The 21786-nt window shown below is 40.3% G+C and carries 19 protein-coding genes and 3 pseudogenes; 11 read left to right on the forward strand and 11 right to left on the reverse strand.

Annotated elements, in window-relative coordinates:
- Positions 1-88: 88 nt before the first annotated feature.
- A complete protein-coding gene (locus tag C1G57_RS07265; protein WP_105114353.1) occupies positions 89-1024 on the forward strand; it encodes a dihydroorotate oxidase in 936 nt (311 codons plus the stop codon).
- Positions 1025-1111: 87 nt separating this feature from the next.
- Complete coding sequence (locus C1G57_RS07270; protein WP_105114354.1) at positions 1112-2365, forward strand: CapA family protein; 1254 nt, start codon at positions 1112-1114, stop codon at positions 2363-2365.
- 348 nt (positions 2366-2713) lie between these two features.
- On the opposite strand, the pseudogene C1G57_RS07275 reads toward C1G57_RS07270, so the two are convergent.
- Positions 2714-2953, reverse strand: a pseudogene (locus tag C1G57_RS07275) (transposase); the annotation flags it as partial.
- Positions 2954-3065: 112 nt separating this feature from the next.
- Positions 3066-3932 (reverse strand): helix-turn-helix domain-containing protein, encoded by an 867-nt coding sequence (locus C1G57_RS07280; RefSeq protein ID WP_105114355.1) that lies wholly within the window; start codon positions 3930-3932, stop codon positions 3066-3068.
- Between the two features lie 486 nt (positions 3933-4418).
- Here C1G57_RS07280 and C1G57_RS07285 point away from each other — a divergent pair, with 486 nt between their 5' ends.
- The 6 genes and pseudogenes from C1G57_RS07285 to C1G57_RS07310 all read left to right on the forward strand — a co-directional run bounded on the left by C1G57_RS07285 (position 4419) and on the right by C1G57_RS07310 (position 8991).
- Positions 4419-5354 (forward strand): ABC transporter ATP-binding protein, encoded by a 936-nt coding sequence (locus C1G57_RS07285; protein ID WP_105114356.1) that lies wholly within the window; start codon positions 4419-4421, stop codon positions 5352-5354.
- Positions 5347-6087, forward strand: coding sequence for an ABC transporter permease (locus tag C1G57_RS07290; RefSeq protein WP_105114357.1), 741 nt, complete (start codon positions 5347-5349; stop codon positions 6085-6087). Before C1G57_RS07285 ends, C1G57_RS07290 begins: the two co-directional genes overlap by 8 nt.
- Complete coding sequence (locus tag C1G57_RS07295) at positions 6088-6816, forward strand: ABC transporter permease (protein ID WP_105114358.1); 729 nt, start codon at positions 6088-6090, stop codon at positions 6814-6816.
- Between the two features lie 380 nt (positions 6817-7196).
- The gene (locus C1G57_RS07300; protein ID WP_238595280.1) at positions 7197-7697 is read left to right on the forward strand and encodes a type III toxin-antitoxin system ToxN/AbiQ family toxin; all 501 of its coding nucleotides are present in this window, start codon (positions 7197-7199) and stop codon (positions 7695-7697) included.
- A 73-nt stretch (positions 7698-7770) separates the two neighbouring features.
- Positions 7771-8019 (forward strand): annotated as a pseudogene (locus C1G57_RS07305) (peptidoglycan-binding protein LysM); the annotation flags it as partial.
- A 147-nt stretch (positions 8020-8166) separates the two neighbouring features.
- Positions 8167-8991 carry a Cof-type HAD-IIB family hydrolase gene (locus tag C1G57_RS07310; protein WP_105114360.1) on the forward strand — a complete coding sequence of 275 codons (825 nt, stop codon included), beginning with the start codon at positions 8167-8169 and terminating at the stop codon, positions 8989-8991.
- A gap of 46 nt (positions 8992-9037) precedes the next feature.
- On the opposite strand, the gene C1G57_RS07315 is transcribed toward C1G57_RS07310, so the two are convergent.
- From C1G57_RS07315 to C1G57_RS07330, 4 genes are all read right to left on the reverse strand, one after another.
- Entirely contained in the window at positions 9038-9820 is a 783-nt protein-coding gene (locus C1G57_RS07315; RefSeq protein WP_105114361.1) for an ABC transporter permease, read from the reverse strand.
- A gap of 1 nt (position 9821) precedes the next feature.
- Positions 9822-10601, reverse strand: a complete 780-nt coding sequence (locus C1G57_RS07320) for an ABC transporter permease (RefSeq protein WP_105114362.1) — start codon at positions 10599-10601, stop codon at positions 9822-9824.
- Positions 10594-11577: an ABC transporter ATP-binding protein gene (locus tag C1G57_RS07325; RefSeq protein ID WP_105114363.1), complete on the reverse strand. Its 984-nt coding sequence runs from the start codon at positions 11575-11577 to the stop codon at positions 10594-10596. Before C1G57_RS07325 ends, C1G57_RS07320 begins: the two co-directional genes overlap by 8 nt.
- Before the next feature lie 81 nt (positions 11578-11658).
- Positions 11659-12189: a TetR/AcrR family transcriptional regulator gene (locus C1G57_RS07330; protein ID WP_105112879.1), complete on the reverse strand. Its 531-nt coding sequence runs from the start codon at positions 12187-12189 to the stop codon at positions 11659-11661.
- A gap of 125 nt (positions 12190-12314) precedes the next feature.
- Here C1G57_RS07330 and C1G57_RS07335 point away from each other — a divergent pair, with 125 nt between their 5' ends.
- Positions 12315-14774, forward strand: coding sequence for a YhgE/Pip domain-containing protein (locus tag C1G57_RS07335; RefSeq protein ID WP_105114364.1), 2460 nt, complete (start codon positions 12315-12317; stop codon positions 14772-14774).
- 43 nt (positions 14775-14817) lie between these two features.
- Here the strand turns inward: C1G57_RS07335 and C1G57_RS07340 are convergent, their stop codons facing one another.
- The 4 genes from C1G57_RS07340 to C1G57_RS07355 all read right to left on the reverse strand — a co-directional run bounded on the left by C1G57_RS07340 (position 14818) and on the right by C1G57_RS07355 (position 17929).
- Positions 14818-15876, reverse strand: coding sequence for a DUF4097 family beta strand repeat-containing protein (locus C1G57_RS07340; RefSeq protein WP_105114365.1), 1059 nt, complete (start codon positions 15874-15876; stop codon positions 14818-14820).
- Positions 15873-16628: a DUF1700 domain-containing protein gene (locus C1G57_RS07345; protein WP_105114366.1), complete on the reverse strand. Its 756-nt coding sequence runs from the start codon at positions 16626-16628 to the stop codon at positions 15873-15875. The genes C1G57_RS07340 and C1G57_RS07345 overlap by 4 nt, the downstream gene beginning before the upstream one ends.
- Positions 16615-16941 carry a PadR family transcriptional regulator gene (locus C1G57_RS07350; protein WP_105114367.1) on the reverse strand — a complete coding sequence of 109 codons (327 nt, stop codon included), beginning with the start codon at positions 16939-16941 and terminating at the stop codon, positions 16615-16617. Before C1G57_RS07350 ends, C1G57_RS07345 begins: the two co-directional genes overlap by 14 nt.
- Positions 16942-17122: 181 nt before the next feature.
- Entirely contained in the window at positions 17123-17929 is an 807-nt protein-coding gene (locus tag C1G57_RS07355; RefSeq protein WP_105114368.1) for a formate/nitrite transporter family protein, read from the reverse strand.
- Between the two features lie 276 nt (positions 17930-18205).
- On the opposite strand from C1G57_RS07355, the gene C1G57_RS07360 reads away from it, so the two are divergent.
- Together C1G57_RS07360 and C1G57_RS07365 are read left to right on the forward strand one after the other, a co-directional pair.
- Positions 18206-19738 carry a helicase HerA-like domain-containing protein gene (locus C1G57_RS07360; RefSeq protein WP_105114369.1) on the forward strand — a complete coding sequence of 511 codons (1533 nt, stop codon included), beginning with the start codon at positions 18206-18208 and terminating at the stop codon, positions 19736-19738.
- A gap of 112 nt (positions 19739-19850) precedes the next feature.
- Entirely contained in the window at positions 19851-20456 is a 606-nt protein-coding gene (locus C1G57_RS07365; protein WP_105114370.1) for an NUDIX hydrolase, read from the forward strand.
- A gap of 475 nt (positions 20457-20931) precedes the next feature.
- Here C1G57_RS07365 and C1G57_RS07370 read toward each other — a convergent pair.
- A pseudogene (locus tag C1G57_RS07370) lies at positions 20932-21699 on the reverse strand (tyrosine-type recombinase/integrase); the annotation flags it as partial.
- Positions 21700-21786 lie beyond the last annotated feature (87 nt).

Below are 21786 nucleotides of genomic sequence, written 5' to 3' on the forward strand. Positions count from 1 at the left end.
AAATTCCGAACATTGACAGCAATCTATTGGGTTGGCTACCAAGATGTGATATAATCAGTCAAAATGAGCAATTATTTAGGAGGAAATCATGGTTTCAACAGCAACAAGACTAGGCGGATTTTTGTTTGACAACTGCTTGATGAATGCGGCAGGGGTTTGGTGTATGACTAAGGAGGAATTGGAAGCCGTCAAGAATTCTGCGGCGGGGACCTTTGTGACCAAAACAGCAACCTTGGACTACCGAGCTGGCAATCCAGAACCGCGTTATCAGAATGTGCCACTTGGTTCCATTAACTCCATGGGCTTGCCAAATCAGGGCTTGGCTTACTATTTGGATTATCTACTAGAATTACAGGAAACGGAACCAAATAGAACCTTTGTTTTGTCTTTGGTAGGCATGTCGCCTGATGAAACACATGAGATTTTGAGAAGGGTGGAAGCCAGCGACTTTAATGGCTTAATTGAGCTAAATTTATCCTGTCCAAATGTGCCAGGTAAGCCGCAGATTGCCTATGATTTCGAAACGACAGAAACCATCTTGCATGAGGTATTTAGCTACTTCACCAAGCCTCTGGGTATCAAGTTGCCACCTTACTTTGATATTGTTCACTTTGATCAGGCTGCAGCTATCTTCAATAAATTCCCACTCAAGTTTGTCAATTGTGTCAACTCTATTGGGAATGGCTTGTACATTGAAGATGAGCAGGTGGTTATCAAGCCTAAAAATGGTTTTGGTGGCATCGGGGGTGAATATATCAAACCGACTGCCTTGGCCAATGTCCATGCCTTTTATCAGCGTTTGAAACCAGAAATTCAGATTATCGGAACAGGTGGCGTTTTGACGGGACGTGATGCCTTCGAACATATCCTTTGTGGCGCCAGCATGGTCCAAATCGGTACAACTCTTCAAAAGGAAGGGCTAGCTGCCTTTGAGCGCATTACTGCTGAATTGGAGGCTATTATGGCAGAAAAGGGCTATGAAACCATTGACGATTTCCGTGGAAAGTTACAGTGTATTGACTAGGAGGAAGCGGGGGTTTATCCCCGTTTTTCTATAGATTTTTTAGGATAAAAAGCGTATAATAAGGATAAGGAAAGAGGAGGTGAGAAGATGTCACAATCTAGGACATATAGCCGTTCTAAGAGAGTATCCTCAATAAGAAGCCGACAACAATTAGTATTTATTGCTTGTCTAGCACTGTTTTTGTTGGGGCTTATTTTTGTCTTGGAACAATTTACACCTAGCTCGGAAATTCAGTTACAAGAAGAGACTGGTCAAACCCAAGGAGACAAGGGAGTAAGGACTGCTCGCATTATGGCTCACGGAGACCTACTTTACCATTTGCCGATTCTCTGGGGGGCAGAGCAAGTGGATGGAAGCTATGATTTTTCTGAGAATTTCACCTATGTTAAACCCTGGATTGAGCAGGCTGATTTTGCCATTGCAGACTTTGAGGGAACCATTTCTCCGGATATGGAGTTGGCAGGCTATCCGCTCTTTAATGCTCCTAGTATCGTTGCTAGTAACATCCGTGATGCAGGCTATGATGTGGTGGATTTGGCCCACAATCATATCTTGGATTCTCACCTGTCTGGTCTGGTTTCTACAGTTAATACATTCAAGGAAGTTGGTGTAGATACTGTTGGTGTTTATGCGGAAGGAAATCGGTCAACTGCTCCGATCTACATTCGAGAGGTCAATGGTATCCGTATAGCTGTTTTAGCCTATGCTTATGGTTTTAATGGATTGGAAGTCTTACTTAGTCAGGAGGAGTATGATGGCTACCTGTCCGATTTTCATCAAGAAAAAATGCGTGCTGAGATTGAACGGGCAGAGCAAGAGGCTGATATAACCATTGTCATGCCTCAAACTGGAGTGGAGTACCAGTTGGAACCAACAGAGGAGCAGACCACTCTGTATCGTCAAATGATTGATTGGGGGGCTGATATTGTTTTGGGAGGACATCCCCATGTGGTCGAGCCGGCTGAAATTCTTGAGAAAGATGGGCAGAGAAAATTGATTATCTATTCTATGGGCAACTTCCTGTCAAACCAGCGTATCGAAAGCATGGAAGACACACCCAATGCCCAGTGGACAGAACGGGGTGTTTTGATGGATATTACCGTTCAGAAAGAGAATGGGCAGACCAGCATCCAGACAGCCCAAGCTCATCCGACCTGGGTCAATCGCTTGTCCAAGGGGACGTATTCGTCAGAAGGTTATGAACAATTTGCGTATCAAACCTATATCTTGCAAGATTGGGTAGAAGGCGGTCAGTATTATGGGCAGTTGGATCCAGATACCCAGGCGCGTGTGGACACAGCCTATCAAGAAATGAAGGATTTTGTAAATCTAAATTGGTAAGGAGAGAATATGGTAGTTCGATTAGTTGCAACAGATATCGGAGTAAGGAAATTGATACAATAGAATACAGAAAAAGCCTTGGAACTAGCTGTTTCCAAGGCTTTTTAGCTGTCCGTAGATATAGTTTCAATGCTATTAAAGATGATGCATTTTGTTTAGACACCTTTGATTCGTGAATCGTTAAATTGTATGTTACCAAAGACAGACCACGTCGAGTGTGTAGCATTGCTCGTAATAGTTTAGAAATCTTGGAACGAAAGGGATAATGAAAAGCCTTAGTTGCAAGGCTTTTTGTCATATAGGGGGTAAGTATCAGAGTGAGAGCACAAGTTGAGTGTTTTGATGTGATAGGATGTCTAATTGCATTTCTAGCTCTTTATTTCTCTTTCTTAGGGCAATGAGCTCATGCTGCTCGTCGATCAGATTATCAACAGACTTGAAGGAACCGGCTGTTTTGGCTTGTCTTACCCACTTGTCAAAGGTTGAAGGGGTCAAGTCATACTCCTTGATGAGTTCACTCCGCTTTCTTCCTGCTTAGTGAAGCTCAACAATCTGTTGCTTAAAGTCATCGGTGAAGTGACGGCGAATTCTTCAAGACATATAGTTTTCTCCTGTTTTTCTCAGTATAGAACACTTTATAATTTCTGTCCAGTCTAGTGTAACAGATTCAAGTAATCTCATTTTTTAGGATTTAGAGTATTTAATCTGCAAAATTTTTATTTAAAGCTTCTTCGAGTTGAAGATACATAAGATCATTATCGTAGATTTTACAAAGGTTCTTTGCATCTGTGTAATATTCTTTTCTTTTATCTTTAGGGAGAAATTTCTCTCCAGCGTTTGCAACAATCGTTAATAGGGGGGCGAGTTGGTAACTAGTGTGATGTAGTTTGCATAATTCAATCGTTTGCATTGCTATTTTTATAGCAGAGAGTGTTTCTCCCTGTTTCCATAAGTGGTAGGAGTAGTTATACTGAATTTTTATATAACCAAAGAGATAGGTAGAAACGGAAAGATTCTTGTTTTGGTATTCTTTTACTAGTTTTTTGTAATTTGTTTCATATTTGATAATTTGATTAGTTAAAGAGTAAAAGTTGGATAGTGTATTTAGAATATTTAAGTAAGTTATTTCATGATTGTTTACCTTATATAGTAAAGTTTCTAATTGAGAAATAGCTTCTTCTTTTTGATGATAGTTGTAGAAAAGAAGGATTGCATCAATCCATTCAAGATAACAATTATCATCATTTGAAAGCACGGAATTATTATTGCGTTCAAGAATAGTGAGATATTCAAGTTCTCTATAGTTTCTATCTTCTAACAATTTTGTCGCAATTGACTTAAAGGATTCGAGGTTTGAGTGAATAACGATATCTTCATCAAAAAAGTACTCCATAGAAATTTCTAATCGTTTAGCAAGTTTGTTGAGTAATTTTGAGGAAGGATTCACTAAGCCACGTTCGAACTTGCTAAGTTGACTGGGTTCACAAATTCCCTCAGCTAATTCTTTTTGGGATAGATTTTTTTGTTTTCTTAAAATTTTTAATCGTTCACCTAGTATATTATTCATATGTTCCCTTTTCAATTTAAAGTTTTAGAGCTATTATATCTACTTTTTGCTAAAAATGCAAATAGCAAAAATGTCAGATAGTAATTTTTTTGAAAATAAAGTTCAAAAAAAACTTGATACTTTTTAGGAAAATGATAGAATATATTTAAGAACTAAGAAAGGGTTTTCAATATGATGTGAAAATTAAACTTAATGCCAAAGATGGCTCTCGCTTTAATTTTTGTGTTTGGTTTCGTATCTAAAGTGTCGAATACTCAAATTATTGATGATAAAACTTTTATTTCTCACTATTCCTACCATTCTAACATTGTAAATTTTGATGTTGTGGATGTAGGTATGGCTGATTGAGGCATTTCGATATTTTAATTCTGAATAGTAGAGAAATGAAGAAAATAAACGTTTAGACTGACGAGGTTGACCGTTGCTCTAAAGATTAACTCGTGTTATCTCTAAATACGAATGTATGTGTGCTAGGAGGAATATAAAATGCAACATCAAGTAATACAGACATCCAATTTATCGAAATCGTATGATGGGAGAATTATCCTTGAAAAGATAAATTTTACGCTAAATCAAGGAGAAATTTATGGATTACTAGGAAGAAATGGTGCTGGTAAAACAACTTTTATCAAGGCTATTTTAGGGTTGATAGAGATGGATAGCGGTGAAGTGAGGATTCTATCCGAAAAACTGTCAGGGGAATTTTCTAAGGATTTATTATATCGAGTTGGTGTGGTACTAGATAGTGCAGCTTTTTATCCCAACTTAACAGGTAAAGAAAATCTCTCTATTTTTGCAAGACTGAGAGGTATTTCTCTAAAACAGGTAGACCAAGCTTTACAAGTTGTTGGGTTATACGGAGAGGATAGGAAATTATTCAAGCAGTATTCTCTCGGAATGAAGCAACGCTTGGCAATCGCCAATGCGATTATGCACCACCCGCAAATTCTGATACTAGATGAACCAACAAATGGTTTGGATCCTATTGGCATCCTTGAAATGCGTCGTTATTTAAAAGAACTTAGTACTAATCAAGGCATTTCTATTTTAATATCCAGTCACATTATTTCAGAGCTCGAAAAAATTGTTGACAGAGTGGGAATATTGCACAATGCTCATTTAATAGCTGAAAAGAGTATGAAAGGACTAGTAAATGAGACAGAGCAAAATAAAGTTCATCTAACCGTTTCTGATGCCCACCAGGCTAAGGAAGTTCTTTGCAAATGCAAACTGAAAGGAGTCGTAAGTATTCTTTCTGATGTAGACCTTGAACTTCAGGGAGGTCCATCTGATTTTGATATTGCAGCTGTTTCTGCTATTTTAAAGGAAAATGGAATAGTCCTAAAAGAATATTTCTATAGAAACCACGAAAGTTTGGAGGATTATTTTGAGCGAATAACTGGAGGTGAGGGAATTGCTTGAGTTAGTAAAAATCGAATTTCTCAAACAAAAGCATCAAAAACTGAATCTGGTTGTATATGGTGTGATTGCTCTCTATCTAGCTCTTATCTTTTATTATGTAAATGATGCACGAGGTTTGTTTGACTCTTTTCCATTTGTTTATAAATTTTCCTTGTCTTATTTGAATTTTTTAATTCTCCCCTTGTACTGTGTCTCTTATACTATACAGGCGTTTGGTGTGGAATATCGCTATAATATAATAAACAATTTGCAACTTGCTTCAGCGAATATGCTCAAGACCTTTTGGGCTAAGGTATTGTACATAGAAATCAATGCTCTGTTGATTATGATGTTTACATATGTTTCCGTTTCCTTATTTGCATTACTATCCCGATTTTCTTCAACGGTCACATTGTCTTTATTGCTAAGATTTTTATATCTATGTATTAGCAGCGGTTTGTTGATTCCTGTGGGTGTATTTCCTTTAGTTGCTTTCGTGATTATTAAAGGAAAAGGAAAGGATATCATTGGGAATTTGGTAGGAGTCATCTATGTTTTGGTATCCTTCTTTCTAGCAAGGACAAGCCCAAACATCAGTCCAATTACAAGTGCTACTAGTTTAATCTGGGAAGGAAATAGCGAAGGAGTAGTTCTACAACAGCCGGCTTTCGTATCAAGTATTGTCTTAGGTTTATCTTTATTTGTCTTATCTTTTCTATCCATTAAATTCTGGTTAAGAAAGGCGGAAAATTAAATGTTTATGCTCGAATTAAGCAAGCTACGACGTCGCAAATTCCTATATAGTCTGCCTTTAGTTGTCATTTTTCTCTTTTTGTTGGAATTTGTGATGGGTAATCAGCTGTATCAAGGACATCGATATGGTAGTGTAAATGGTTGGTATTTGGAAAATGGCTTCTTCTTTTTGAACTATTATTTCCTCCTTCCTTTTGCAAGTATGATTTTAGTGGATTTGATAAGAATAGAGCAAGACTCTAAAACGATTGAGAATCTTAGGCTGATTCCAGTGGATTTAAAAAGATTCATTCAATCAAAGTTTATTCTTGCTTTGCTGATGAATCTCTTACTCAGTGAGCTAATCTTTTTTGCAATGCTTGTACTCGAGATGATAGATGGTGAACTTGTTTTTTCTAATATTACTCTGTTATCGTGGGTGATTGGATATGGAGTAGTAGCTTTTGTTTATACACTATTTGCTAATCTTATTGTCCTCTTTTTAGGAAAATGTAGGAGGGAACTTATCCTTGCGGTCCCTTTTGCATTCCTACTGTCATTTGCAGGCTTGTTTACCTTGTCAACGGCTTTTGGGCAGTATTATCTGGTAAATTTACCATTGCTCATCATGAAGGAGTTTACACTTTTGACAGTTTTTGTATATGCTATTTGGTTTTTTGTCTTACTGTCCTGTGTCTGCTATTTTTTAGCAGATAGAGGGATGATAAAGATTATTTTCGCTTATAAATGACTGTATTAGCCTATAAATTAGGGAATACAGCGTATTTAAATATGTGTTACTGGTATCTCTTTTAAATTTTTAATCCCAAAGGTTTAAGATGTCACTATGTTTAATCAGGGATAACAGTAGCTAGAAAGGAATTTAGCTATTGAAAGAATTAAATCCGAAATAGTGCTTTTGCTTGACACCAGTAGTGTTTCTGGTATAATTTAATTAAAGGTAGTCGGAGAGTGATACCGACTCTAAAAAGAAAATACTCTTATGGAGATTCCGTGCCTTACTGGAAGTTTTAATTTTGGAGATTCCGTGCCTTACTGGAAATTTTAAAAGGGGTTGTCGACGGGCAACCCTATTTTTTGTAAGTGAGTGTAATATCAACTATGCATGAAATGAAATTTTATCAAATTGATACTAATTATCTGAATATGCTCCGTCAAATTGATGGAAGAGTTCCGCATAATAAAGAATTTATTGGTCGTAAAGGGAAATCAAGACCGTATATTGGAGTGATGTTGTCGATTGACGGCATTGACTACTTTGTTCCTTTAAGTTCCCAGAAAAAACGTTCTTCCTATGTAATGATGCCAATTTATGATGACAATAATAATCAAATCGCCACCTTGATGCTCAATAATATGTTACCAGTACCTTCGAAGTATAGAAAGCTATTAAATATGGATGGTGTAAAAATGACAGACCCGAAATATTTTGATTTGCTGATGAATGAATTAAATTTCTTACGTCCAAGGAAAGACAGCATAAAATCAAGATGTGCCATCATTCGTTCTGTTAAGGTGGAAGGAAAAAATAAGCCACAGATAAATGAGAGGACAAAAGAATTTTGTTTGGAGCTTACTGAGTTGGAAAAAGCCTACAAAGAAAATGAATAAGAAACGGTTCATGACCATTTTAGGTTGTGATCCGTTTTTTGTCTAGTCTTTCTGGTAGAAAGAACATCTAGTCATTTGTGGTCATTGACAAGGGCGAACAGGCTATGATCCTGGAGCAGTGAATGCCAAACTAAGCATCGCAGAAGCAGGAAAGGTTCGAGAATTAGCCAAATTAATGTCTAAGTACAGTGGACAACAGATTGATTTTATTACCGAACAAAATGTTTATGATTATCGGAGTATTACTAGTATTGGTAAGGGATACGACTCAATTACTGAATTGCATTTCAATGCCTCTAATGGCAGTGCCAAAGGAACAGACTTCGGTAGCATTAAAAAGCCTCTCTTCATTTTTGGGTATTATGTTTCATGTTAACTGTGTGGTATAATAAAAGAAATTATACTAGGATTTTAGATTCACACCCTACTTGGTTTTTGCACCCCCTTGAAAGGGAAAAGGTTAGATTGTATGATAAAGTTAATCGCAACAGATATGGACGGGACCTTCTTAGATGGTCAGGGCAGTTTTGACAAAGAGCGATTTTCGCGGATTTTGGATAGACTGGAGGAGAAACATATTCCATTTGTCATCGCCAGTGGCAACGGAATAGCTAGGCTACTTCAACTCTTTAAAGGATTTGAGCAACGACTAATTTTTGTAGCGGATAATGGTTCCCATGTCTATCAAGCTGGTAAAACAGTGATTCGTCGGTCCATTCAACAAGGAGAAATCAAAGCAGTTTTAGAGTTTTTCCAAGGCCGTTGGGCAGAGGTCTGCCTAATGCTGTCTACGGAGAAGAACATTTATATGCAGGATGGAGCTGGAGTGCCTTTTGAGGGAACGGATTTGCCGATTGAACCGACACAGATGGCTGCTTTCCAGAGCCGTGTAACCTACTTAGACGACCTCAGTGCCTATCCAATAACTGAATCGATTTATAGGCTTGGGCTCTGGGTGCCAGAGGAGCAGGTGGTTCAGCTAATAGAACCCTTTAATCAGGCTTTCCAGGGTCAGCTGGTGGCTGTTACCAGTGGCTATGGCTCTATTGATATCTTGCCACAGGGTATTCACAAGGCTTGGGGCTTGGAACAGGTTTTGACTAGTTTGGATATCGAACCTGAACAGGTAATGGCCTTTGGGGATTCGGATAATGATATCGAATTGTTGTCCTATGTTGGTGTTTCCTATGCCATGGAAAATGCGACAGACAAGGTCAAGCAAGTTGCCAAATACATGGCACCTAGCCATTTGGAAGCTGGTGTGTTTCAGGTGCTTGAGGAACTTGTTTTATAGGTATATAAAAAAGCTAGCATTCTCTGGATGAAGAATGCTAGCTCTTTTAATTTCCTACGCTGGTGAACTTGGTCATACCATAGCGGAAGAGTTTATAATTGATAGAAAATAGGACCACTACCACCAGAGGTAAAGCTAGTCCCCACATGGACAAGTCTAGGAAGTAGAGGGCTGGGAAATAAGCGGTAAAGGCGTAGGGGAAAACAAAAATCAGCAGGATTTGAATGATTTTTGGATAGATGTTGAGGGGATACTGAGCCATTTGATTGAGGGAGAAAATCCCCATGGTCATAGGGAAAGATTCAACAATCCAAAAGGCTAGGGCCGTTGGCCCTAATTGAATGGCTGCATAGAGTAGGCCGATACAAATGGCCACAAAGATTAGTAACATCAGTTTTCCCAAGCTCCACTCTAAGCCTAGTTCACTGGAAGCTTGTACAAGAGCGATAGAGCCGATAATGGTTGTTCCGATTCCTTGTGGTTGAATTCGTTCACAGATAAGTTGAAAAAGAGGGTTGACAGGCATGAGGAGGAGGCGTTCAAATTCGCCTTGTCGGATGTAGCGACTGCCAAACATCCAGAGATTATCAAAGAAAATCAAGTGAATGGAGCGTCCGACGGTCGCTATTCCATAGATAAAAAGCATTTGACCGTAGTTGAAACCAGCGATTTCCTTGATGTTTCCAAAGAGAATATTGAGGAAAATCAAGTAGACAATTTGTTCAATCAAAGAGGAGAAAAGCCCGATGAAGAAGTCCACCCGAAAGGACATCTGGGCCATCATGTAGACCTTGATGTTATATAGATAGAGGTTGATATATTTCTTCATGTTAACCTCCAAAAATGACAATACGACGCTTGGCCTGAGACCAAAGAGCAGCGATGAAGCAGGCTAGAATGGGTATCCAGACAACTTGCAACCCCAAAGCAGTTAGATCGCTTTCCTGTCCCAATAAAATGGAAACTGGGACGTTAACCGCATAATTATAGGGAAGGAGTTTCAAAAAGTTTTCCACAGCCTGTGGATAGAAGCTGAGTGGCAATAGTGCCCCCGAGGCTAGATTGAAAAGTCCCATTCTCAGAAGCATGACTCCCCAGGCGTTGACTGTAAAAAATGCCAAAAAACCAAAAGCCATATCCAGTAGTTGAACGATAAACATCCCGAGGATGGAGCTGACTAGAAAGAGCAAAATAGTTTTTCCGTCAGGTAGATAAAAATCCTGATGAACAAGTAAGATGCCGATAAATACGATGGCAAATTTTATCAGTTCCAAGAGCTTATTTCCAAGGTCTTTGAAAAAGAGGGCTAGAATAAAGGAATAGGGTCTGAGAAATTCTCCAGCAATGCTTCCTTTTAAAATGCTATGGGACAAATCTTCTCCGAGTGAGAAAGAATTTAAACTGGCTAGTAGATTAGCAAAGATAATGTAGGTGGTAAAGGTTTGTAGGGTAAAGCCATTGACTTCTGGTTGAGTGAAGAAAATGGTTTTCCAGACATAGAGAGCTACCATAATCTTCACTGCCAGTGAAACGAAGGTAGCCAGAAAGAAAGCCTTATACTGCATAGCATTCATCATGGTCAGGCGGGTCATGTAGAGATATTTACGCATGGATACCCTCCTCATAAATTTGGCGGACCATGGTTTCGATTTCCAATTCTTTCATGGTAACATCCTCAATGGCATAATGATTGAATACTTGCTCAATTACCTGGGCACTGGTCCAAAGCTTGCTTTGATAATGGATTTCAAAATGGAAGTCATCCAATTGCTCAAACTCCCAGCCATCCACTTGCAAGGCTTTTTCAATTGGTTTTTCTGTGGAGAAGAGAATGGTTTTCACTGTGGAAAAGCGTTCCTTGAGGACGGTCAGTGAACCATCGTAGACCTTCTTGCCCTTATCAATGATAAAAATCCGCTCACAGAGGCTTTCGATGTCCTTCATATCGTGGGAGGTAATCAGAAAAGTTGTTTGGTATTGCTGGTTCATATAGCGAATGAAGGAGCGAATGGTCTCCTTGACGCTGGCATCCAAGCCAATGGTTGGCTCATCTAAAAAGACAACAGCAGGCTGGTGGATAAAGATAGCCGCAAATTCACAGCGAACCCGTTGGCCAAGTGAAAGATTACGAATGGGTTGTTTCATGATATCTGCCAAGTCCAATAGGTCAATCAAGACAGCTAATCTTTCTTTGAAAATCTTATCTGGGACATCGTAGATTTTTGCGTGAAGGATAAAAGATTCCTGAACAGGCAAGTTCCAGTCCAAGTGAGATTTTTGTCCAAAGAGAACGCCGATTTGCTTATTGACAGCTTTACGGTTTTCTTGAGGGTTGAGCCCATTGATGCGGACTGAGCCTTGGTCTGGGAAGAGAACGCCGGTCAGCATTTTGATGGTGGTGGATTTACCAGAACCGTTGGAGCCGATATAGCCGATAATTTCTCCTTTTCCTACCTGTAAGGAAATGTCTTGAACAGCAGGAATGGCCTTTTTCTTGGGCTTGAAAAAGGCCTTAATCGAACCTTTTAGCCCGACTTCCTTATCAATGATGGAATAGGTTTTGGATAAATGCTGCGCTTCTATCATATCTATCTCCTTTTAAGAAAACGTTTGCACGATATAGCTATTATACCATATTTCTTAAGTTGTGAAGGCAGAAAATAATGTTTACGGTAACATTTTGATTAGAAAATCCGTCATGAATTGAGGTGATTCTTGCTTCCCATTTTTTATCCATACCTGCATGATACCGAAGAAGGCATGTGAAAAATAAATACTACGGTATTCTTTTTCCTTTTCTGATAATGGTTCTTTGAAATATTCTTTCAAATCCCTTGCAATCAATATGCGGACCTTATGGATTAGAAATTGTTGAATTTCTTGTGTACCATGATGACTGAGTAAGGCAGAAAGGAGTTGTTCTCGATAAAGTAATTGAAAAATTTCTAAAAAAACTTGTGTTCTATTCTGCCCATGACGGTCAAAAATGTATTCGAATTGATGAAATAAATCTTTTTGATAGGCCTCAATCAATTCATATTTATCCTTATAATGTGTATAAAAACTGGAACGGCTGATGCCGGCTTGACTTGCCAGGTGTGTGGTTGTAATTTCGTTAAAAGGTTGCGATTCAAGACAAGTAATCATGGCTTCTAAAATTGCCTGACGTGTCCGTTCTTTTCTATTATCTGTTCCCATAATTTCTCCTTTTGAACATTTTTAGACACAGTGTCTAAAAACAGTTCTTCTGACTTGATTTTGAAATTGATACTTGTATAATGTATTTTATCAGTTTTTGGACAGTATGTCTAAAGGAGTTGTTTATGTTACAAAAAGTAAAGAATATTTTCAAAAAACCAATGACTTTGGTTACCATTATTGGTGTTGCCTGTGTCCCAGCCTTATATAACATTAGTTTCCTAACCTCAATGTGGGACCCTTACGGTCGACTAGACCAGCTGCCTGTAGCAGTTGTCAATCAAGACCAATCGGCGAGCTTTCAAGATAAAACCCTCACCATTGGTGATGATATGGTGGACAATATGAAAGAGAGCAAGAGTCTGGATTTCCACTTTGTATCAGAAAAAGATGCAGAAAAAGGTTTGGAAGAAGGGGACTATTATATGGTCATTACCCTACCAGAAGATTTGTCAGAAAAAGCTTCTAGTCTCTTGACGAATCAGCCTGAACCGATAACGATTTCCTATCAAACATCTAAAGGTCACAGCTTTGTTGCTTCTAAGATGGGCGAATCAGCTATGGAGAAATTAAAGACATCTGTTTCAGAGACAATTACCGAAACATACACAACTGCTGTATTTGACAGTATGAGAGAAATTCAAAACGGCATGGTCGAGGCGGCAGATGGTAGCCAACAATTAACAAATGGTGCTAGTCAATTGGAATCAGGTAGTGAAACACTTTCAAATGGACTGACTACTTTAACGACTTCGGGCCAATCACTCGTGTCAGGAGCAAATCAATTGGCCACCGGAGTAGTGTCTTACACAGATGGAGTTAATCAAGCTGCAACAGGTAGTCAAACACTTGCCAGTGGCTTAACGACTTACACAAATGGGGTAGCTAGTCTTGCTTCAGGTGCGGAGCAATTAAATGCCAATTCCTCTCAGCTCATCGCTGGAGTGGGACAATTGCAATCAGGAGCCAGTCAGGTTGAACAACTGGTAACAGGGGCCAATCAATTGCAGGCAGGCTTGGAGCAACTCGCTAGTTCAACCAGTTTGTCTGCTGAACAGTCTAGTCAAATACAGGCCTTATTGACTGGACTTCCTCAGTTGCAGGCGGCCATCAATCAATTAAATGATAGCCTATCAAGTATCGGAGGACTTGCAGTTGATACCTCTACTCTATCTAGCCTCTTGACGGAGATGGGGGCCCAGGCTCAAGGCTTGTTGACAGCAGCCCAAGCTGATAAAACAGCCGGCATTGAAGCCTTGCAAGCAACGGCTACCTATCAACACTTGCCAGCTGATCAGCAAGCTGAATTGGTTGGCGCCCTCCAAAATTCACCTTCGGCAACAGCGGCAGTAGCCCAAACGATTTTGATTCAATTGTCTCAGCTCAGTCAAACTCTTTCTAGCTTACAAAGTCTTTCTGGCATGGAAACACAAATGAGCCAGCTACAATCAGCTGTCGGTCAGATCAACACGGCTGCCAATCAAGCATTGCCAGGTGCCACAACAGCCATTGAAAACCTATCAAGTGGCTTGAGTCAGGTTAACACCGCCTTGAACCAACAAGTTCTACCAGGAACTCAAGCCTTGACGAGTGGTGTGAGTCAACTTCAAACGCAATTATCAAATGGAGCGAGTCAACTCATGTCAGGAGTAACAGCCTATACCGCAGGTGTTGCCCAATTAGCAGAGGGTGGAGCCCAGTTGGTTGCGAATAATAGTAGTATCCAATCAGGAGGTGGCCAGTTAGCATCAGGATTGGCAACTTTAACATCCAACTCCAATCAGCTTGTCAGTGGTTCAGGACAACTGGCTTCTGGAAGTCAGCAATTGATTTCTGGTGCAGATCAGTTGGCCAGTGGCGGACAAACCCTTACAAGCGGTATTTCCAGTCTTCGTACAGGTAGTGAAACCCTAACGAATTCACTCAGCTCTGCCAGTCAACAACTATCAGTCGTATCTGTAGAAGATAAAAATGCACAAGCAGTTTCTCAACCAGTCACCTTGGAACACAGTGACCAAGATGATGTGAAGACCAACGGTGTTGGAATGGCTCCTTACATGGTATCTGTTGCCCTAATGGTTGCAGCTTTATCTGCGAATGTTATTTTTGTCAAACACATTGATAATCGTTCCTACAAAAATCGTTGGGATTGGGCTAAAGGGAAACTCTTATTGAATGGCGCAATTGCCAGTCTGGCAGCACTGATTTTATATGGAGTTCTTCTGTTAATTGGGGTTGAACCGGCTCATCCAATGGCAACCTTGGGATTAATCCTCTTGGCCTCATGGACCTTTATGGTACTCGTTACAGCCTTGGTGGGTTGGAACAATCGTTTCGGATCCTTCGCAAGTTTAATTATCTTGTTACTACAGCTTGGATCAAGTGCAGGTACCTACCCAATTGAACTCAGCCCACGCTTCTTCCAAGTCATTCAGCCCTATCTTCCAATGACCTATTCTGTTTCAGGTCTTCGTCAAACCATTTCTATGGTTGGAAATAGTAGTCATCAAGTTTGGATACTGATCTTCTTCTTAGTAGGCTTTATGGGACTAGGTCTCTTGATTTATAATCAAAAAGATGAATAATAAGCAAACCAACTGCTCTATATGAACAGTTGGTTTTATTAATTTATTTTGATTCTTCGAAAGCTATGCTTGCATTGACAGCATCAATGGTCAGGCTATTTTTACTGTTTTTGTTTTCTAGGGTCAGACTGTGCTTGCTGTCTTCTTTTTTGATAGGGAGTTTCTCATACACTCCGCTGGTGTAAATTCCCATGCGCTCCATTGCTTCCTTGAGATAGGTGATGTCCCCCATTATTTCTTCTAGTTCTTGTTCCGTTTCTGCGTGGAAGCCCTGTTCTTGAGCCAATGCCATTAGATCAAACTGCGTGTTAATATTGAGATTGATGTCTTGTAGGCTTTGCTCTGTCAAGTCAAGTATGGTATGAGTGGATGAACCGACCTTAGCAGGGGTGAAGCTATTATTTCCTTTTAGACTGATTTGGATAGTCTTCAATTCGTAGTAATTCGTAATCTTGACATTTTCAAGATTGGTTTCAGAAAGGCTACCGCCATTATCTGCAGAAATGTCAAGATTTTTCAGACTAGAGTTGGTGACATGAAAGGATCGGCTATATAGCTTGCCGCTGTCGATCTGGCTATTGGTGAGATCGACATTACCTTCTAGATTGATTTCTTTGATATGAACATTCTCTATGCTGAAGATACTACCGTAATAGAAATCTATGCTATGACCTTCCAAACTATTCAAGGTCTTTCCTTTTGGAATTTCAATGGTAACGGTGTTGACATCAATACCTCGTTGGGCTAAGAGTTCCCCAAAAAACTGCATAATTCCTTCGATTTTAAGCTCTCGTCTTTGAGAGGTAAGTGTTAATGTCCCATCTTTTTCGGATAGACTTAGTGGGCTCTGCATATTGTTGTCAGAATTAGAATAGGTCACATGGTAGTTGCTATCACTAGATTCTTTGATGTAGACGCTATGAGGGATAAAGTCAACTTTAATGCTATTCAGGTCAGTGTAAGTTTGATGAATTTTCTTGGGAGCAGCTACATCTACCAAACCAGTAATGCCTCCTGTAAAAAATCCAATTCCAGCTAGAATTAAGCCTGTAATCAGGCTGACAAAGCCGATAATAATGGCCATGGTTAGTTTCTTTTTCATGCTCGTTTACCTCGTTTCAAGATCCATTTGAAGCAAGCCTTGACCAAGCGCCAAGACCAGTAGGCAAAAAATCCAGTCAAGATGTAGATAAGAATGGCGCCACCAATCAGTGACAATCCTGAGCCAAAGCCCATGAGGAAGATGTTAAATCCTTCAGACAGAAGGCTAAAGGCTTCCCAAATCAGATAGCCACCGCTGGTCAGCATTCCGACACCCAAAGCAAAGGCTCCGACAATGAGGGCTAGGATAAGGGCTGTCAATCCGACTAGACTAGCTAGGAGAATGAGCAGGAGAGGAATGGCGATTGGTAGGGAAATAACAGCAAGGATGGCTAACCAGAGTGTTCGCTTGGTCTGGCTAAAATTGCGGAAGTAGCGACCGAGGAAAAAGGCTCCAAGGATAAGGGTCGCAAACAATGGAATAAATCCGATAAATTCTCCCATGATAAAGAGCAGGAAGAAGGAGAATAAACCCATCATACTCAAAGCACCCAGTCCAGCCCAGTGCTTCCAAGTCAGCTGGAGCGGTTCTTTTCTTTCTTTATCCTCTTGAATTTGCTTATTGAGAATATTGTTAATCAGTTCGCTGGCAGCTTCTTTTGGTGAGCCTAGTTCTTCGATAATGTCTGCTTCCTGTTCTGGACCAGCCTCGTCAAAATATTCATTAAAGAAGTTAATGGCTTCAAAGTATTCCTTGTGGGGCAACTTTTTCAAATGTTTTTCAAGTTGCTCCATGTACTCAGTTCTTGTCATGGCGGACGCTCCCTTCTATAATACCGTTGATGGTTGCTGTGTAGGTGTCCCAATCATCTTTGAGCCGAACCAGTTCTTCATGGCCCAGCTGGGTCAGGCTGTAATACTTGCGCATGCGGCCTTGGTATTCTTGGGAGTAGGTGGTCAAAAAGTCATTTTGCTCTAGCTTTTTCAGGATAGGATAGAGGGCTGACTCCTTGATATTGGCAATCAGTTTGATGGTCTGACAGATTTCGTAGCCGTAAGAATCATCGGATTCTAAAATAGCCATGATGAGAAATTCCGTCAGCACTGCGGGGACTGGAAAATGCATAGGACACTCCTTTCTTTGATAGTTGGGTGATTAGGTTTAGATTTGGCATATATTTTTCATTTGTTATATATCAAATCTTAGCATATAACAAATATACACCTAAACAAATATTTTGTCAAGAATATTTGTGCAAAAATTACCAAAAAAAATACGGCTGGAAGTCCAACCGTACTCATTCGGATTAGTCGATGTAAAGTTTTGATTTGTTGCTGAGCCAGCTATAGAGCAGACCGATTAGAAGTCCTCCACCGACGTAGTTTCCAAGACCTGAGAAGAGGAAGTTCACAAGGACACTGGCCACAGACATACCTTCTACAGCTCCGCCATTTGCAAAGAAAGCAAGAGAGAAGGTAGAGAAGTTAGCGATCACGTGCTCGAAGCCAAGGAAGGCAAAGATGAAGATGATGAAAATCAAGGAAATAACACGTCCAGCATCATCCTTCATACGCATAGAGATGAAGACTGCGATGTTTACAACGATGTTAGCAAATATTCCTTCGATAAATTGAGTCAATGGTGTTTTCATCAATTTTGCAGTGGTCGCTTGGATTAGGTAGCTATGCTCATCCAAATGCCCAACTTGGTAAGGCTGGGTGTAGGAGAGCAAGAAGCAGACGATAACCGCGCCGACAAAGTTGAAGAAAATACATGTTGCCAAGATTTTCAATGCAGTCTTAGTAGGGATGACCTTGCGGTGAATAGCTGATGTCATATACATCATGTTTGATGTACCGAGCTCGGCATTCATATACAAAATCATGACCAAGCACCAGCCGAACATAAGACCGTAACCGAATTTACCCAAACCATCTACGATGTGGTTGAGTTTGTCAGCCACATAGGCTGAGATGGCCAAACCAATTGCCAAATAAACGCTGGCCATTGCGGCACGGATGGCATAGGCAAAGTAGTTGCTTTCGATCAAGTCGGCTTTTTTCTTGATACTCTTGTCGATATTATAAATCAGCGAATCTTGTTGTGCTGCCATAATAATCCCCTTTATATAATCATATTTGATAGTGTTCTCACAATAAAAGAGTATAACAGAAAATAGCTAAAAATGTAAGTGTTTTTCGGTAAAAAACTCAAGTAACCGTTATCAATTAGTGCTAGTTATGGTCGACCTACTTCATTCTCCTGAAAAGAGTGTGTCAGCTGCTCTCTCTAAAAAAGATTTTCCATCTGTTGAAAGGTGTCTGCTCAGCTATTTTCCAAAAAACTATGCTACAATAAAGCTAGAAAAAATCGGAAAAGAGGCTAGTATATGTCAGATATTATTGCTTTTGGTTATGGTCGTGAGCGTGCAGAGATGAAGCTTAAGCGGCTCAATCGTCATGGAATTATAGCAGGTGCTACGGGTACGGGTAAGACAGTGACCTTGAAGGTCTTGGCGGAGCAGTTGAGTGACGCGGGCATTCCTGTCTTTCTATCAGACATCAAGGGTGATTTGAATAGCTTGGTTGCGGCGAATACCAAGGAAATTGATCCAAGTCGTTTGGAGAAAACCCACTATCCTGACTATAGTCCAGTTGGCTATCCTGTGGAGTTGTGGGATGTTTTGGGTGAAAATGGAACCCCTGTCCGCATGACCATTTCAGAGTTGGGACCTGTCTTATTGACACGCCTTTTGGGCTTGAATGACACCCAAGAATCTATTCTGAATATCGTATTTAGTGTAGCAGATGAGCGTGGGCTTCTCTTGATTGATTTGATGGACCTGCGGGCCATGCTCAATTTTGTGGCTGAAAATGCGGCAGAGCTGAGCCAGTATTATGGAAATATTCCAGCTCGTTCGGTTGGTGCTATCTTGCGTAGTCTGGTTGTTTTGGAGCAACAAGGTGGTAAGATTTTCTTCGGTGAGCCAAGCCTGGAAATTGCTGACTTGATGCGTACGGAGGAGGATGGCCGTGGGGTTATCAACGTTCTCCAAGCTACTCAGTTATTTAATCAGCCGACACTGTATTCAACGGTTCTTCTCAGCCTTTTGTCTGAGCTTTATGAAGTCCTACCTGAGGTGGGCGATTTGGACAAGCCTAAGATGGTCTTCTTCTTTGATGAGGCTCATGTTCTCTTCAAAGACGCACCGAAAGTTCTCCTTGAAAAGATTGAGCTAATTGTCCGTTTGATTCGTTCAAAAGGTGTAGGGGTTTTCTTTGTCACCCAGAATCCAACGGACATTCCTGATAGCATCGCAGCCCAGTTGGGTAATCGTATCCAACATGGTCTTCGTGCCTTTACACCAAAAGAGCTCAAGACAGTTGCGACTGTTGCCGAAACCTTCCGCCAAGAAGGCAGTGAGGACTTGGCCAAGGTCATTCAGGAGTTGCAAGTAGGTGAAGCAGTAGTGTCCACCTTGCAAGCCGACGGAACACCTAGCTTTGCGGACCGGGTGACTGTTTATCCTCCAAAAAGTATGCTAGGAACCGTGGAGCCAAGTGCCCTCTTGTCAGTTATCAATAATTCTCCTTTGATGGAAAAATATGCTGACGCGGTTAACCGTGAATCAGCCCACGAGCAGATTTTGGCCATGACGGAGGCCAAAGAAGCCGAACTCATCCAAAAAGCAGAGCAGGCCGAGGCGGAAAAACAGGCAGAAAAAGAAGCTAAGGCAGCCGCAAAAATGGAAGAGAAAGCCCAGAAAGAAGCAGCTAAAGCTGCACAAAAAACTAGTCAGCCAGCCGGTCGCAAAACAGATTCCATGATGGATCGCTTTACCAAGAACCTGATGAGTCAGGTCGGACGGGAAGTTGGGCGCGTGGTGACTCGTGGTATTATGGGCATGCTAAAAGGAAAGTAAAGGACTAAACTGGGAAGGGAACTTCTCAGTTTTTTTATCGAAACAAAGTTCTTGCCAGATGCTAAAAAAATCGTTAAAATAGACACAAATCACTAACTAGTAAGGAGTTGCCATGACTGATCAATTACAGGCATTATTGAAAGACTATCAGCCTCAGCCCTTGGGTCAAAAACGTTCTTATGCAGTCTTCTTGCCCTTAGTCTGGTCAGACAATCAGTGGCAGGTCTTATATGAGATTCGGAGCGAGTCCATTTCTCAACCGGGAGAAGTCTCCTTCCCAGGTGGTGGAATTGATGAAGGCGAGACAGCAGAAGAAGCTGCCATTCGTGAGGTTATCGAAGAACTTGACATTCAACAGGAACAAATTGAGTTGTTAGGGGAAATCGATTATCTAGTTTTTGGCCGCTTGACGATTCGCTGTTTTGTCGGTCGACTTCACTTGGACTGGCAGACTCTTCAACCCAATGATGAAGTGGCTCGATTCTTTACAGTTCCACTGGAAACCTTGCTGAAAACGGCCCCTGTCTATTATCAACTGGATTCACAGATTGTCCCAGATTGTGACTTTCCCTTTGAACGCTTGAGAGGTGGGGTTGACTATCCTTTCAGTCATCACAAACGCTCCGTCCCCTTTTATGAAAATCTACCAGAAAATATCTGGGGAATGACTGCCCAATTTACCCATCGATTTGTGGAGATAGTGAACGGAAGTCGATGAGCTTGACTTTGTCATCTATTTGTTTTTGAATGAAAAAGTGTAGAAAAAAATGTATAGATTGTATGGCTTTATTCAGATGGTTTGGGAGTGGGAAAGAACTCGACAGAGCTAAAAAAGAGTTCGTCTTCCCACCCCCGCACAGTTGATTAGGTCAGATTTGGAGTGTGAAACACGAACAAATCTGCCAATCAACCACTGCGCTGAAATGTTGACACGAACTCTGAGAAGCGAGACTGGACTTGAGCTCAGCATCCTTTGTTAATTTGGATAACTGTTTTTCTTTCAAAACCAGTCACACCAAGCAAAAAGCACCTGAAATCATTGATTTCAAGTGCTTTTTCAATTTAATTATTTCACCTCAGTAAAGGTTAAATATTATCTTATCCCAGTTGTTGAAAATCCTTTTATAATAAGGATTTTCGAAAAATTGTGACGATCATTTTTGTAAAAGGTAGTGACAAGGGTAGTGATGTAATTAAGCTGTCAGTTCTTTCATTTTTTGAGTAAAGATGTTCACAGCGTTTTGAATTTTTTTAGGAGCTAGTTCAGCGTAGGTATCCATTGTTGTAGATATTGATTTGTGCCCTAAACGTGTCTGCAATTCCTTCCAATTTGCTCCTGCATTCAACATCAATGAAGCATGTGTATGCCGAAAGAGATGAAATCCATACTTAGGTAAGTTGATTGATTCCAATCTTTTTTCTAGAGTTGTACGCTCGTTCCTATCGCACATATAGTTTCCGTATATTGTTGGGAAAATTAACGGGCTTTCTGGCAACCCTTTCTTGGTGAAATATGCATTCATTTCCAGATGAAATTCTCGGAGCTCCTCAAGAACCTGTCTAGGGACGGAGACATTACGATTGCTAGCATCAGTTTTCGGTGTTTGCTTACAGACAACCTCACCTTTAATCCCTAATTTTTTATTTCCAGCCTTCCACATTAATGTTTTATTGACTTGAATCTCATTTGTATCAAACAGTAAATCATCAATATCAAGAGCAAGTAGTTCATTAATTCGTAAGGCAGATGCTAGTAATGTGTTACAAATCGTTTTAAAACGGCGATTAGCACGTGTATTTTGAAGACTATTAAGGAATTGTAACCATTTTGCTAAATCTTCATCATGCAATACCATCACACGTTTTTTATGAGCTTTAGGTTTTGGAGGAATTTTAACTACTTTAGCAGGATTAGTCGTCAAGATTTCCAATGTAATCCCGTAGTCGAATATATCACTCAATTATTTTATTGATACTAAGATGGATGGTTGAGGTAATCCATCTTTGAGTACAAATTGGATATGTATGAAGTCCATTAATAGTTGAAA

The sequence above is a fragment of the Streptococcus suis genome (genome assembly GCF_002960425.1).
Classification (GTDB): Bacteria; Bacillota; Bacilli; order Lactobacillales; family Streptococcaceae; genus Streptococcus; species Streptococcus suis_S.

What these genes read in the sequence shown, in the direction of transcription:
- C1G57_RS07345 (WP_105114366.1), bottom strand. Translation starts at nt 16,628, where the DNA reads ATGACAAGAACTGAGTACATGGAGCAACTTGAAAAACATTTGAAAAAG.
- C1G57_RS07320 (WP_105114362.1), bottom strand. Translation starts at nt 10,601, where the DNA reads ATGCGTAAATATCTCTACATGACCCGCCTGACCATGATGAATGCTATG.
- C1G57_RS07355 (WP_105114368.1), bottom strand. Translation starts at nt 17,929, where the DNA reads ATGGCAGCACAACAAGATTCGCTGATTTATAATATCGACAAGAGTATC.
- C1G57_RS07295 (WP_105114358.1), top strand. Translation starts at nt 6,088, where the DNA reads ATGTTTATGCTCGAATTAAGCAAGCTACGACGTCGCAAATTCCTATAT.
- C1G57_RS07365 (WP_105114370.1), top strand. Translation starts at nt 19,851, where the DNA reads ATGACTGATCAATTACAGGCATTATTGAAAGACTATCAGCCTCAGCCC.
- C1G57_RS07360 (WP_105114369.1), top strand. Translation starts at nt 18,206, where the DNA reads ATGTCAGATATTATTGCTTTTGGTTATGGTCGTGAGCGTGCAGAGATG.
- C1G57_RS07285 (WP_105114356.1), top strand. Translation starts at nt 4,419, where the DNA reads ATGCAACATCAAGTAATACAGACATCCAATTTATCGAAATCGTATGAT.
- C1G57_RS07340 (WP_105114365.1), bottom strand. Translation starts at nt 15,876, where the DNA reads ATGAAAAAGAAACTAACCATGGCCATTATTATCGGCTTTGTCAGCCTG.
- C1G57_RS07315 (WP_105114361.1), bottom strand. Translation starts at nt 9,820, where the DNA reads ATGAAGAAATATATCAACCTCTATCTATATAACATCAAGGTCTACATG.
- C1G57_RS07330 (WP_105112879.1), bottom strand. Translation starts at nt 12,189, where the DNA reads ATGGGAACAGATAATAGAAAAGAACGGACACGTCAGGCAATTTTAGAA.
- C1G57_RS07310 (WP_105114360.1), top strand. Translation starts at nt 8,167, where the DNA reads ATGATAAAGTTAATCGCAACAGATATGGACGGGACCTTCTTAGATGGT.
- C1G57_RS07350 (WP_105114367.1), bottom strand. Translation starts at nt 16,941, where the DNA reads ATGCATTTTCCAGTCCCCGCAGTGCTGACGGAATTTCTCATCATGGCT.
- C1G57_RS07270 (WP_105114354.1), top strand. Translation starts at nt 1,112, where the DNA reads ATGTCACAATCTAGGACATATAGCCGTTCTAAGAGAGTATCCTCAATA.
- C1G57_RS07280 (WP_105114355.1), bottom strand. Translation starts at nt 3,932, where the DNA reads ATGAATAATATACTAGGTGAACGATTAAAAATTTTAAGAAAACAAAAA.
- C1G57_RS07300 (WP_238595280.1), top strand. Translation starts at nt 7,197, where the DNA reads ATGAAATTTTATCAAATTGATACTAATTATCTGAATATGCTCCGTCAA.
- C1G57_RS07335 (WP_105114364.1), top strand. Translation starts at nt 12,315, where the DNA reads ATGTTACAAAAAGTAAAGAATATTTTCAAAAAACCAATGACTTTGGTT.
- C1G57_RS07325 (WP_105114363.1), bottom strand. Translation starts at nt 11,577, where the DNA reads ATGATAGAAGCGCAGCATTTATCCAAAACCTATTCCATCATTGATAAG.
- C1G57_RS07265 (WP_105114353.1), top strand. Translation starts at nt 89, where the DNA reads ATGGTTTCAACAGCAACAAGACTAGGCGGATTTTTGTTTGACAACTGC.